Annotated in this window: 12 protein-coding genes; 7 read left to right on the top strand and 5 right to left on the bottom strand. The window is 45.1% G+C overall.

Annotated features, from left to right (window positions below):
- Window positions 1–85 precede the first annotated feature (85 nt).
- Entirely contained in the window at window positions 86–1,408 is a 1,323-nt protein-coding gene (locus tag Q1A41_RS15795) for an ATP-binding protein (RefSeq protein WP_299980930.1), read from the bottom strand.
- Window positions 1,401–2,087, bottom strand: coding sequence for a response regulator transcription factor (locus tag Q1A41_RS15790; RefSeq protein WP_299980928.1), 687 nt, complete (start codon window positions 2,085–2,087; stop codon window positions 1,401–1,403). Before Q1A41_RS15790 ends, Q1A41_RS15795 begins: the two co-directional genes overlap by 8 nt.
- Window positions 2,088–2,210: 123 nt before the next feature.
- Between Q1A41_RS15790 and Q1A41_RS15785 the strand changes: the two genes are divergently transcribed.
- From Q1A41_RS15785 to Q1A41_RS15760, 6 genes are all read left to right on the top strand, one after another.
- Window positions 2,211–2,789 carry a hypothetical protein gene (locus tag Q1A41_RS15785; RefSeq protein WP_299980926.1) on the top strand — a complete coding sequence of 193 codons (579 nt, stop codon included), beginning with the start codon at window positions 2,211–2,213 and terminating at the stop codon, window positions 2,787–2,789.
- Between the two features lie 44 nt (window positions 2,790–2,833).
- Window positions 2,834–3,610 (top strand): acetoacetate decarboxylase family protein, encoded by a 777-nt coding sequence (locus Q1A41_RS15780; protein ID WP_299980924.1) that lies wholly within the window; start codon window positions 2,834–2,836, stop codon window positions 3,608–3,610.
- A 243-nt stretch (window positions 3,611–3,853) separates the two neighbouring features.
- Window positions 3,854–4,345, top strand: a complete 492-nt coding sequence (locus Q1A41_RS15775; RefSeq protein WP_299980922.1) for a hypothetical protein — start codon at window positions 3,854–3,856, stop codon at window positions 4,343–4,345.
- 3 nt (window positions 4,346–4,348) lie between these two features.
- Window positions 4,349–6,013 carry an ATP-binding cassette domain-containing protein gene (locus tag Q1A41_RS15770; protein ID WP_299980920.1) on the top strand — a complete coding sequence of 555 codons (1,665 nt, stop codon included), beginning with the start codon at window positions 4,349–4,351 and terminating at the stop codon, window positions 6,011–6,013.
- 13 nt (window positions 6,014–6,026) lie between these two features.
- Window positions 6,027–6,470, top strand: coding sequence for a hypothetical protein (locus Q1A41_RS15765; protein WP_299980918.1), 444 nt, complete (start codon window positions 6,027–6,029; stop codon window positions 6,468–6,470).
- Between the two features lie 112 nt (window positions 6,471–6,582).
- On the top strand, window positions 6,583–6,879 hold the full coding sequence (locus tag Q1A41_RS15760; RefSeq protein ID WP_299980916.1) for a hypothetical protein: 297 nt from the start codon (window positions 6,583–6,585) through the stop codon (window positions 6,877–6,879).
- A gap of 92 nt (window positions 6,880–6,971) precedes the next feature.
- Here the strand turns inward: Q1A41_RS15760 and Q1A41_RS15755 are convergent, their stop codons facing one another.
- A complete protein-coding gene (locus Q1A41_RS15755; protein ID WP_299980914.1) occupies window positions 6,972–8,510 on the bottom strand; it encodes a carotenoid oxygenase family protein in 1,539 nt (512 codons plus the stop codon).
- A gap of 204 nt (window positions 8,511–8,714) precedes the next feature.
- Between Q1A41_RS15755 and ettA the strand changes: the two genes are divergently transcribed.
- Window positions 8,715–10,379 carry an energy-dependent translational throttle protein EttA gene (gene ettA, locus Q1A41_RS15750; RefSeq protein ID WP_299980912.1) on the top strand — a complete coding sequence of 555 codons (1,665 nt, stop codon included), beginning with the start codon at window positions 8,715–8,717 and terminating at the stop codon, window positions 10,377–10,379.
- Between the two features lie 64 nt (window positions 10,380–10,443).
- Here ettA and Q1A41_RS15745 read toward each other — a convergent pair whose 3' ends face one another.
- Together Q1A41_RS15745 and Q1A41_RS15740 are read right to left on the bottom strand one after the other, a co-directional pair.
- A complete protein-coding gene (locus tag Q1A41_RS15745) occupies window positions 10,444–11,496 on the bottom strand; it encodes a hypothetical protein (protein ID WP_299980910.1) in 1,053 nt (350 codons plus the stop codon).
- 15 nt (window positions 11,497–11,511) lie between these two features.
- Window positions 11,512–12,402 carry an HAD family hydrolase gene (locus tag Q1A41_RS15740; protein WP_299980908.1) on the bottom strand — a complete coding sequence of 297 codons (891 nt, stop codon included), beginning with the start codon at window positions 12,400–12,402 and terminating at the stop codon, window positions 11,512–11,514.
- Between the last annotated feature and the right edge of the window lie 5 nt (window positions 12,403–12,407).

The raw sequence follows: 12,407 nt of genomic DNA, 5'->3' as shown, positions 1-12,407 counted from the left end.
TAACACTACAAATGCCTTAAATAGCCTACTTATGAATATAGATTTGCAACCATCACCATACCGCCTAGGCAGGCCAGAAGATTCTTCAGGCGCTCAAGAAGAGTCGCCTCGGAAAGCTGATCTCTATTCGCAGCCCACGGGTCGCATTCTTAGCCACAATACTGCCATTATTGTGCTCGATGGCCCGTTTGCATATTGCCAAACCTAAGCCATACCCCTGACTACTTCTGGATGGATCTAAACGATAAAACGGTGAAAATATCTTATCCAGTTCTGATTCGGGTACCCCCGGCCCCTCATCGGTAACATGGATACAAATTTCCTCTGGCCGATCAAACAGCTCCACATCTATACGGCCATTGGGGGGCGTGTACTTCAGCGCATTTCTAATGATATTTTCAAAGGCCCTTAATAGCATCTCCCTATTCGCGCTCATTAACAGCTCGTCCGGCACATTACTTTGATGAAGAGAGACCCTACAGGAGCCTCGGCCAATTTCCACATCAACCCTCTCAATGGTACTTTGCAAAAAACCTTTTAACTCGACGCAGTCATTTAGAGGGTAATCAGGATTATTTTCCAGCTGACTCACCGTCAGTATTTGATCGATCAAATCATCCAGGCGATCCAGCTCTGCCTTTACCCGATCGAAGTCCTTGGCAGTAATGTTTTCTTGCTTTTGCTCCAGCAGGCCAAGACTCAATCTAACCCGGGTCAAGGGTGATCTTAACTCATGAGACACATCGCCAAGCAAGACTTTTAGCGACTGTTGTTTTTCCTGAAGTTCAAGGGCCATTTTGTCGAAATCAGCAGCCAAGCTTACTAGCTCATCTTTTCGCCCACCTAATCTTGGTAAGATTTTCTCAAATTTGCCTTCTGCTAAGCTCCTAGCTCCCTCTGAGAGCATTCTGATAGGCCTTGATAAATACCAGGCCAGCCAAAAACTGGCGATAAGCCCACCTAGAAAGTAAACCAATACTCTAACTTTTTTCTTGTGCTTCCCCTGCAGTAGAGAGGGCTCTTTGATTTCTTCAGGAATAAAAGTAAGAACCTCAAAGCTCTCGCCTTTTTGGCCACGAACCAGCTGTCGATGTATGCGCTCTGAGTTGCTTATTAAACTTGGAATATTACGATCTAGAATGTCCTGGCCGAATGCATCTAGAACCCAGATTCTAGGCCGCATCTCTCGATTTTCATGAATAAACTTACGAGCAACGCCTTCTTCAGATTCTGCCAGCAAATAAGTAATAAACTGTACTCTTTGCAACTGAACCTTTCTGAGCTTTTCAGACGAGAACTGTTTTTGAGATAGCGCTAATCGCTCACCACTTATTAGGAAAAATATAGTGGCAACCCCATAATTGACCACAATCAGCCAAAAAAAAATCTTCCAGAAGATCCTAGTCATTTTCCAACTCAATCAACTCATACCCGACACCCCGACAGGTAGCCAACTTCACATTAGCTGCGTCGATCTTCTTCCTCAGATTGCTAACATGCATATCCAAAGTTCGATCATAGCTCTCATATTTTCTTCCAATGACATTCTGAAAAAGTTCTTCCTTACTGACCACCTGTGCGGGCCTAAACAGCAAGTATTCCAGCAGATCATATTCTGTTGCTGTTAAACTCACAGTTTCGCCATCGACTTTAACCTCCCTACGCGCTTGTATCAGTTCAAGATTAGCTAAGCGAGCGTTGCTTTCTGTAACAGCCTTGCTTGTACGGCGCAAAATAGCCTTAATACGTGCACTCAATTCAACGGGGTTGTATGGCTTTGTCAGATAGTCATCGGCACCCAACTCAAAGCCCATAACTTTTGTCATATCTTCATGCTTTGCGGTCAACATAAGCACAGGTACATCGGAGTCAAGCCGTATACGTTTTAATACATCAAGGCCATTCATTTGAGGCATCATAATATCCAGTAGAATAATATCCGGCTGATTTTTTTCTAGGAAACCAAGCCCCTCCATGCCCGAGTTGGCAGTGTCCACCTTAAAGCCTTCGAAACTTAGATATTCAGCCAGCAACTCACATGCATCGAGATCATCCTCTATCACTAAAACGTGGTTTTTCCCCACCATAATCAACCATTAGCCAAAGCTTATTTACAAAAAATTTACACTACCATAACGGATATTTGACTGAAACTTTTTCATGCTTAATTCAACATACACCACATCTTAATCTAAAGGCAAGAGCCCCCCATGTTCCAACATATCCACATGAAAAAATTGGCCATACTACTGGCAGCATGTAACATCCAGCTCCTATCTTCAGCGGGCACCCATGCAGACTCAAGTCCACCTTCTGCCGACGCAGAAGGCTCAATTTATAAGAAAAAGGTATCGACAAGGGTGCGAGCTAGCGAGTCTAGCCTAAGTAAAATCTCAAAGTCTAAGGCTTCGATTGCTGAGCAAGGGGCCGTTTATACCCGCAAGGCGAACAGAGGGAATGATAAAGGCGGAGTGCTGAAAACTCATGCACGAGCCTATGAGAAAGCTGACGGCACAGAAGGATTGCGAACAAAACATGGCGGAAGGACTGCTGAAGGTGAATACTGGAGGCAGATAAATAAGCAGCGCAACAACAAAAATGGCGGCACAGTGAATAAGACTCGACAAAGCAGTTACAGCGAGAGCGAAGGATTAAGCTACAGAAAAAACGTATCCAGAGAAGGCGCCAGCAGAAAAAGCTATGAAGGTAGCGCAACCCTACAAGATGGAAAAATCATTAGGGAACACATCTGCAAAGATGAGCAGGGCCTAGAAATAAGTTGTAAGTAAAACCACCGCAGACTATCAACCACTTTAAACAAGAGAAAAGAGATATGTACAAGGCAATTTCTTCAATCATCTTTCTAATAGTAACACTTTTCAGCTCACAACAGGCTGTATCTCAGGAAGAGCGATTCACCTACTATGAGAACGACGGAATTTTTATTTATTATGAAACCGATGAGATAGATAGCTACCGCGAACTTCTTCCCGACAGCTTTACCATGCCGGAAACCCCAATGGTATTTGCATTCATATCCGATTTTTACAAAATGGACGCCAATACCAAACCCTACAAAGAAGCATCAATCTTTATCTTAGGCAAATACGAAGGCAATGAGTTTTGGCATTGTATCTTTATGCCGGTGACCAGCCAGGAATCTCGAATTGCAGGAATTCGACGCCTAGGCCTACCCAAAACCATGGGTGATATCGACTTCAACCGCTCTGAGACAGCTTATTCTGCGCATGTTAAGACCGAAAATGGCCACGAAATGTCTCTAGAGCTGAGCGCTGTAGGTCAAGAGGTTAGCGCTTCAGAAGAAGACACCATTAGAAACTTTTCAACACTACCCAAACTAAATTTGTTAAACGGCGAAGTGGTTCAAATGGGCCGCAGCAGCAAGCGTAATATCTTGGACTTATCCCGAATTTTCAGTAAGCGACTCACTCTAAAAATGGGAAATGGCGATATTGAGTTGAATCGCTCTAATAACTCATCCTCTGATGAGGCTCATCCTCTTGATCTAAAGCCTTCAAATATTCTGGCCGCCTACTACCTCAGAAATACTATTCCTTACCGCCTAAATGGTCGCCCCTTTAAGAAATAGCGGCAACAACCGCTTGGCTCAGCAGTTTCAGTTAAAAATCCTACTGACTCAGCCCAGCTGCCTAGCTTGCTCCCCGCAAAGTTAGGCAGCTAGCTACAAAGCTACCGCAAATGTATCGCATTGTATCTAGCGGGCCTTCGAAATGGGAAAAAAGCTACAAATCATCACATTGTATTCATTTAAAGCAGCACGTCAGCCATCAATAATTATCTAGCTGATAGATAAGATGGTAGCTGCACCAAAATGGCTTTTAAAACAGAGATACACCAAACAGACAAACATGACCATCGCGTCGACCCGAGGCTATCACTTGCACAATTGAATAATGAGGCCGATGCCATGCTAGGCCCATGCAAGACTCTCAATCAAGAAGAACGCGAGCAAGCAGAGCATATTTATCAGCAAATGGATGCCATATGGCAGTCCGTAATTGATTCAGCCGGAGAGCATATCAGTGATCGTGTAATCGAAGATTTCCTCGCATCCTCGCAATACCCTGTTATGCAAGAGCTAGAAGACAGCTTGCAGAGGCTTTATGAATTACAACCATTTACTGGCCTTAGTCAAGCCCAGTACCAATGGATCAAAGCGCTAAATATTCTGCTTGATGAGTTAAACAATGAGACCAGGTGTCGACTTACGACTGCGAATACTAAGCAACACAATCGCGGCCAAAGAGACTGCTCACCATCCAAATTCACTGCAGTACACAGCATTTATAAGTATAGCCATTAAGATATGATCAGTTTTACCAAGCAAATCTTGATAGAAAACGATGCTCTCCGCTCATCCAGAATCATTCAGATGAGCGCCATTAAGAACCTCTTATTATTAGGTCTAGCGAGCTACGTTATAGCCCAACCGATAGAGGGCAACAGCACAATAACTGCGCTTATTTTAACAAGCCTATCTGCATTTCTAATTATTGGCTATTACAATCGGCAACGCCATATGGCGCTCTCGGGCTTCTCCAATAGATTAGAGAAACAACGCATAGATGACATATTCACCCCTGATGGCGAAATAGCAACTCCGTCTGCAGGAGAAACAGCCAAGCCTTTATTAAAATTGGAAGAACTAGGAAGACTTAAACCCCTAATATGCGGATCAGGAATTCCAGCCATACTAGACAGCTTTTGGACACCTTTTTATTTGCTCGCCCTTTTTGCTGTTGATGTTCGCATTGGGTCCTTAGCATGCCTCTGCGCTTTCTTGCTTTGGCTGTTTCATCAGCTCAAAGAGCTGTTAACATTCGAAGAGGCGATAAATGCCAAAGTCAAGCAAGTGGAAGCCAAGCAGTCATTGGCATCATTCTTCGATCACCGCGATAGCACTATCGCTATGGGCATGCAGCAGAGCTTTAAAGACTCTTGGCTTGGGCAATACAATGCTAATCAAAACCAGCTAAACGCCTGCAACGGCATCAACAGTTTGTTCTCGAATTTGCTCAGGCTTTGCGGTAACGCCAGCCTTTGCGGACTTGCCATCTTGGGTGCACAGCTCACCTTTAGCTCACAAATAAGCTATTCCAGCTTGGCGATAAGCTTGATCGTTTTTTACCAAATTATTTCTTCATTAAATGATGCGTTTAAGTTCCATAGTCGCTTTCAAGCCGAATGTTTCGACCCTAAAAAGGTATTAAATATAGCGTCGACACCAGCCGCCCAAAAAACAACAATCAACAATGAATTAAGTATCGAGCTGCGTAATGTATCCATTGGTGATGATCGATTCTCCCCCATATTTTTTAACACTGACCTCTACTTAACCCCTGGCGAAATCCACCTTTTTAAAGGACAAGCACAAAGCGGAAAAACCAGCTTATGCCGCGCGACATTAGGCCTAGAGACATGCCTACAAGGAGTCATTAAAGTCGCCGACCTAGATATTCGCGAGTGGACCGATGGGAATCGCGCTGAACACATAGCCTTTATCAGCCAACAACCCGAGTTAATCGCAGGCACAATCTCTGAAAACATTAGCCGCTTTACGAATGCCGACATTTCGGAAGTCATAAAAGCTGCCAAAATGGCTGGCGTTCATTCCGATATCCTTCGCTTACCGCAAAACTACCAGAGCAAGATCGGCGACGGCTGCCAACAAATCTCCGTACTCCAAAAACAAAAAATTGCTTTAGCAAGGGCAGTATTTGGGAAGCCCAAACTCATCATATTTGATGATCCTAGCGAACATCTTTGTGCCAGCTCAAATGCCCAACTATTGCAACTGATACGTCAATTAAGAGCTACCGGATCGACAATTATCATTACAAGCAGCCTCGATATATTTGATCTATATGCCGACCATAGTTACCAACTCATAGACCATCAGATACTGGAACTGGATTCTAATATACGCACCAGCGCTATGTTTTCCTCTAGACGACTACTGAATCAACGATAAGCCGAGTGTATAGATGAAAACCAGCCACTTAGATTACAGTCGAATCGATTCTGATAACTCAAGCAGCAATATAGGACTAGTGCTTGTATTTACATTACTTGCAGCCTTAAGTTTGCTAGCCAAGCACCAACTTGACGGTAAGCTCAGTGAATTTTCAGCCGACTCAAGCGAAATCCAAGGGCATAGCAAAACGACAAGTTATCTCGGTGTAATCAAGAGCCTCGATATCAATAGAAATGGGCAAAAAGCCAAGCTAAAACTATTACTGCTGCTCGACCAGCAGAATAACATTAAGAAAGTCTGGACCTTGAATTGCAATGGAGATTGTGGCGCAAACATCACAAGAGATAAAATCGCCAGCACGGTCCAGAGTAGCAGTAGCATTCGAGGACTCTCATTAAACCCGCCTAATTTAGAACTGGTTCAAAGCCCTAGGAATGAAAGCTTCAACTTTTAACTCGCCAGCAATGGCGGCGGCTCAAAGGAAACAATTGAGCAAAGCGGGCCAAGCATATTGACCTACATGCCAACAAAGCGCATCATTCAGCAGTTTTAATAAGAACTGTGACGTGGACGACCTACAAAAAGAACATCACCGCCTGACCGGCCTGTTTATCGAAATGTGCAACACAGCCGCTCAAGAAACTGAAAACCCGAATTTGGTTGCTGCCGCTTTAATGACCGCAAGCGCCAACTACTGCTCTTATGTGTCTACCGGCAATGCCGGCTACCTTTCAGAAAAAGGTATCGATGACCTAACCGAGCGCTTTCGTGCTAACTTGCAAGTATTGCAAGATATTAAGAAAGACGAACACGAAAAAGCCATTGCCGCCGCGCAGGCCGCTGAAGCTATTAAGAAAGACTAGGCTTAATTGCAGGCAAGTCTTTATGCCTCAAAACGAAGCCATTAAAAAACCCCGCAAATGCTGGGTTTTTTAATACTACAGAGCAGAGAGATTTACTCGCCGTAAAGATCCTCTCCTCGCACCCAGTTAGCATGGAAGCCTCCTGGTACGCGCTGTGGCAGCTTCAACTTACAGACAGGCCCCTGAGCAACATTTCGCGCATCAAAGATCAAACAGTAAGACGTCCAGTCGTTAGTGTCGGTAGCGATGGTCACCAAGTACCCTTGATCTTCGGGGTCATTGCGAGTCGCACCTTTGGCCGGACAGAAAGGTGCCTCACTACCGAATACACCCTCGCCATAATCCCAGCGTTCTAAATCGCCATTTTCAACGTCATATTTCAGCATTGCACCAAATGCTAAGGTGCCTACGCCGTCGTCCTTGCGGGTCATAATATATTGGTTAAAGCTGTAGCGAGTTTTATAGCCCATATAAAGAGGGTTAGAACGGTTGAATTCGGAGTTTAGCGTATCAACATCATGTTCAATAACCTCGCCCGTCTTCATATTGAACTTCCAGACGTACAAGTTAGCCTCGAGCCGCATATAAGCCAACATATGAGAAAGCTCACCCTCAGTAGGGTCCGCTTTTGGCATTGGGTTAGTTGAGCGACAGCCTACCTGAATCACCCAATCGCCCTCTTCCCAGCAGTTGGTTACATGCAAAATGTAACAAGGCTCGCATTCGAACCACTTCACTTCATCGCCATTACCGTAACGCGGCTGCACACCAAATCGAGTTGGCACATCACGATGGAAAGTCATTACGCGCTTATTGGTTTTTTCCAATAAGTCCACATCGTGGAAGAAAGGACAATCATGCACAATCACATAATTAGGAGTTACGCCAATATCGTGAGGCAGGCGTGGGCCAGGCAAGGCAACGCCTGCTTCATGTTTGATATTGCCATCTTTATCAGCGATGCCGTAAGTGTAATAAGGGTAGTCATCAGAGTAATCGAAGAAGACCAACTCACCATTTTCCAAATCAACTTTAGAGTGCGCCGATAGTGCTCGCTTAAGACCACCATTTAGATCTTCTCTACCCTTGGTATCTAAGGTGTCCATATCAAGCTTGTAAGGAATACCCGCGTTGTACCATAGCGACATAATATGGCCGTTGTAGTACATCACGTCGGTATTGGAAGTATCTTTAATGGGGAAACCTGGCAAACTGAAATCAAATGGCCCCATCACGCCCGGCCAAACAGCCGTGCCTTCTTCCGCCTCTTTTATCTTGGCATCCGTTTGAATCCAACGGTTACGGTAACTGGCCTTGCCGTCTTTAAAATTGATCATGTGCAACATGCCATCGCCGTCGAAGGCATGGTAGTTAAAGCGAGGCTTATAAACCGCATTTGGACCGTTACGCAGATAGGCACCGTAAAGATCCGCAGGAATCTCACCTTCTACAACTTCTAATGTATCGGCCTGCACCTCTTCACAGATTGGCGCATAGACACCATGCAAATAAGGATTGTCGATTTCCTTAGTCCAAGCAGGTGCATTTGGGGCCGGGTTGCCCTGCTTGTCTTCGATAATGGTGCACTTTGCAGCGACCTCTAGATTGGCAGCGTCTATTGGTGAATTCATGGCTTGTGGCCTCCATTTCTGGCTATTTCGAAGTTTATATTGTTATCACTATGATCTAATCATGGCTTAGTAAGTTTATTAATGCAAGTTATAAAAGCTAAATTAGCACAAAGTGAAAATAAATAGCCTATGAGCGGGCCACTTTTTGTTGGCTCAGGTACAATAGCGGCAATTTTCTATGCACTGATTGGAGGCTGACGCGCTATGGCGCAATACGTTTACAGCATGAACAGAGTGGGCAAAATCGTCCCACCAAAACGTCAAATTCTAAAAGATATATCCTTGAGTTTCTTCCCTGGCGCAAAAATTGGCGTTCTTGGCTTGAACGGTTCAGGTAAATCCACCCTGCTACGCATCATGGCTGGCGTCGATACCGATTACAACGGTGAAGCCCGCCCAATGCCAGGCATTAAGGTTGGCTACCTTCCACAGGAACCGCAATTAGATGAAGCAAAAGATGTGCGTGGCAATGTTGAAGACGGTGTTCGTGAAGCACTTGATGCCATCGCGGGCTTAGACCAGGTATACGCGGCCTATGCCGAAGAAGGTGCTGACTTCGACGCACTGGCCAAGCAGCAAGGTGAATACGAAGATATTATTCAAGCTTGGGATGCCCACAATCTAGACCACAAACTAGAGCAGGCTGCCGATGCTTTGCGTCTTCCGCCATGGGATGCTGAAGTAAGCAAGCTCTCTGGTGGTGAAAAGCGTCGCGTAGCATTATGCCGCCTGCTGCTATCGCGCCCCGATATGCTGCTACTTGATGAGCCGACTAACCACTTGGATGCTGAATCGGTATTCTGGCTTGAGCAGTTTCTACAAGAGTTTTCTGGCACCGTAGTGGCCATCACCCACGATCGCTACTTCCTAGATAATGCTGCCGGCTGGATTTTGGAACTCGACCGTGGCCACGGTATTCCTTATGAAGGTAACTACACCACTTGGCTAGAAACCAAAGAACAACGTCTTGAGCAAGAACAAAAAGCTGAGGCCGCACACAACAAAGCCATCAAGGCAGAGCTGGAGTGGGTACGCCAGAACCCGAAGGGCCGTCAAGCTAAAAACAAAGCGCGTTTAGCTCGCTTTGACGAAATGCAATCGCAAGATTTCCAATCTCGTAATGAGACCAATGAAATCTATATCCCACCAGGAGAGCGTCTGGGCGATAAGGTTATTGAAATCAAAAACCTAAGCAAAAGCTTTGGTGATCGTAAGTTAATTGACGACCTAAGCCTAACCATTCCTAAAGGCGCTATCGTTGGTATTATCGGTGGTAACGGTGCTGGTAAATCCACCTTATTCCGTATGATCGCTGGTACCGAGCAACCAGATTCAGGCTCTGTAGAATTAGGCGAAACGGTCAAAGTAGCCTACGTTGAACAGGGACGTGAAAACCTAGACGACAACCAAAATGTTTGGGAAGCCATTTCTGGTGGCCACGATATTTTGAAGATTGGCAACTACGAAGTTAGTTCACGCAGCTATGTCGGCCGCTTTAACTTTAAGGGTACTGATCAGCAAAAACGCGTTGGTGAACTATCCGGTGGTGAACGTGGCCGCCTGCACTTAGCAAATACTTTAAAGCAAGGCGCCAATGTATTGCTACTCGATGAACCGTCAAACGATTTGGATGTTGAAACCTTACGAGCACTGGAAGAAGCCCTACTTACCTTCCCAGGTTGCGCACTGGTAATCTCGCACGATCGCTGGTTCTTGGATCGCGTGGCAACACATATCCTAGCCTATGAAGGCGAAAGTGATATTGTATTCTTTGAAGGTAACTACACTGAATACCATGAAGACTTTGTTGCTCGTAAAGGCGCCGATGCCGGCCCTAAGCGAATGAAGTACAAGCCCATTAAAGCCTAAGCTTTAAGGTGTAAGCCAAAAGCCCGGTTATCGCCGGGCTTTTTTATTTTCAGCGCAAAAATACTTACTGCTCAACCGAACAAAGCAATAAACCGTCGTTGTATATTGACCCCAAAAGCAACTGATTATTGATACTTACCGCCACGCTGGCAGCCGAGTAGGCTCGCCCATCTAATTGCAATAGCGGTGTATCAAGCTTGCCATTTGCTTTCACTTTCCAAATACGACTTGGTGATGCAATCGTTGAGTCACTCGCATTGCGAGCCTGAGCCACACCATTAACATGATCGGCCACCAGAAGATCACCATTTTCCAGCACAGAGATATTATCGGGGCTATTACCTAAAGAAAATTTTTGCAGTAATTCCAGACCACCTTTTTCACTGCGATAATATTTACCTAATTGCCCAGCTCGCGACTCAGAAACCCAGAGCTGCTGGTAGCGTGGAGAATAAGCAATACCATTCGCAAAAGCCAAGCCGTCCACAGCCACCTTCCATTGACCTTGATAATAATGACCGATGGAGGACCGAGCCAAACCCAGCAGTACTTCGACGTACATAGCGATTCCGGATAGAGCTTTTCGGTCACTGCTAAAATAGAACTCTTCGCTAGAGATCGCGGCAATATCATTTGGTGAATAACCATCTGGAACAACAAGTTGCTTCACAGTAATTAAGCGCAGACCATCAATCCTAAACAGGAAAATATCGTGCCCCCCATCAGCTGCAGCAGGAACACGATGATTAATAACAAAAAGGTATTCTTTATCAGCTTCCTTAAAATAACTTATACCGTGAGGGTGAAAACTATTTAAAGCCTCGGGAAGCTCCATAAGCTGAAGTTCATGTTTCTCACCAGCGCTCTGAAAACGATAAACATTCCCCGCCGCAGCTGGATTCCCCAGGTGAGCGCGACGATCATCAGCAGAAATATAGGCGTAGCCCCCAAGCCCCACTTCGATATCTTCAGCTCCGACCGGCCCTTTTATAAGCTCACAAGATTGGTAATCGCTAGTCGATACTTCATTGCCGCCACCAAGTGATTGCCATATATAAGCCACAAGCAGAGCGGCAGACACAACGGTTAGCAATAAACCATAAATCATGTAACGCATAATCCGCACTCTACTCTAGTCATCGAACAATTGTAGAAACTCTTCTCGCATACTGATGTTAACGATATCTATATCCGAAAAAGCTTTCGCCAACTTTTTATTCTTTTTACCGTAATCATATTCTCTTTGCTCATCATCATGCACCAACAAGGCTGCTAAGCCACCCGAGCGAGAAACCCACTTCAACATATGATAATCACCCATCGAATTGCCCACAGCAAGCACAGGCGCTTTACCGAGCCTATGCTGCAAATTGCTGACCTTACCTTCGGCTAAGTTGATAGGTGTTCTGTAAACACCAGAGCGAACCAACTCGCCATCTGACATTACATAACTGACATTTTGAGCGATTACATTCTGCGGAGGGACTGAGAATAATTCTTGCGACACAGAACGGATCAGACCTTCATCCGAGCCAGTACAAAGATAGATTTCAAAATCGTGCTCACGCAGCATCGCCATTAACTCAAGCATAGGCCGATAGACTAACTGAGCCTGTTTTTTATCGTATCTAGAGTGACGACTTTTTCTCAGCAAAAACTCCCGCGCGTATTGCTGATATTTCTTTTCGCTAACGCCCTTAAAAACAGCAGACGACAATGCCAAAAGATCTTTTTCGGACTTTGGATTTGCCATTGCTAGCTCATTCGCCTTAAGTGACAAGACAAAGTCTAGCTGAGCATAGTTTGGCTTTTCGACCCAAAGGGTGCCGTCCACATCAAAAACAGCTATACGATCCTCTTTAGCAATATAGTTCTTTGCTTCAGGGTCACTTGCATCCCTTATAAACTGTGATAATCGAGTTTTAGATAGACCCGAATTCCAATTCGGCAGGCTATCCTTAGACCCAGCTAAGACCAAAGGGGAAAACACCATAACGAGAGACAATAAAATGGACAACTTCATTAAAA

It is taken from the genome of uncultured Pseudoteredinibacter sp., assembly GCF_947502065.1.
Taxonomy (GTDB): Bacteria; Pseudomonadota; Gammaproteobacteria; order Pseudomonadales; family Cellvibrionaceae; genus Pseudoteredinibacter.
This window is presented reverse-complemented; position numbering and strand designations above follow the sequence as displayed.

Excerpts from the sequence above, each read along its gene's own strand:
- Q1A41_RS15745 (WP_299980910.1), bottom strand. The coding sequence starts at position 11,496 with ATGCGTTACATGATTTATGGTTTATTGCTAACCGTTGTGTCTGCCGCT.
- Q1A41_RS15775 (WP_299980922.1), top strand. The coding sequence starts at position 3,854 with ATGGCTTTTAAAACAGAGATACACCAAACAGACAAACATGACCATCGC.
- Q1A41_RS15795 (WP_299980930.1), bottom strand. The coding sequence starts at position 1,408 with ATGACTAGGATCTTCTGGAAGATTTTTTTTTGGCTGATTGTGGTCAAT.
- Q1A41_RS15755 (WP_299980914.1), bottom strand. The coding sequence starts at position 8,510 with ATGAATTCACCAATAGACGCTGCCAATCTAGAGGTCGCTGCAAAGTGC.
- Q1A41_RS15740 (WP_299980908.1), bottom strand. The coding sequence starts at position 12,402 with ATGAAGTTGTCCATTTTATTGTCTCTCGTTATGGTGTTTTCCCCTTTG.
- Q1A41_RS15785 (WP_299980926.1), top strand. The coding sequence starts at position 2,211 with ATGTTCCAACATATCCACATGAAAAAATTGGCCATACTACTGGCAGCA.
- ettA (WP_299980912.1), top strand. The coding sequence starts at position 8,715 with ATGGCGCAATACGTTTACAGCATGAACAGAGTGGGCAAAATCGTCCCA.
- Q1A41_RS15780 (WP_299980924.1), top strand. The coding sequence starts at position 2,834 with ATGTACAAGGCAATTTCTTCAATCATCTTTCTAATAGTAACACTTTTC.
- Q1A41_RS15770 (WP_299980920.1), top strand. The coding sequence starts at position 4,349 with ATGATCAGTTTTACCAAGCAAATCTTGATAGAAAACGATGCTCTCCGC.
- Q1A41_RS15765 (WP_299980918.1), top strand. The coding sequence starts at position 6,027 with ATGAAAACCAGCCACTTAGATTACAGTCGAATCGATTCTGATAACTCA.
- Q1A41_RS15790 (WP_299980928.1), bottom strand. The coding sequence starts at position 2,087 with ATGGTGGGGAAAAACCACGTTTTAGTGATAGAGGATGATCTCGATGCA.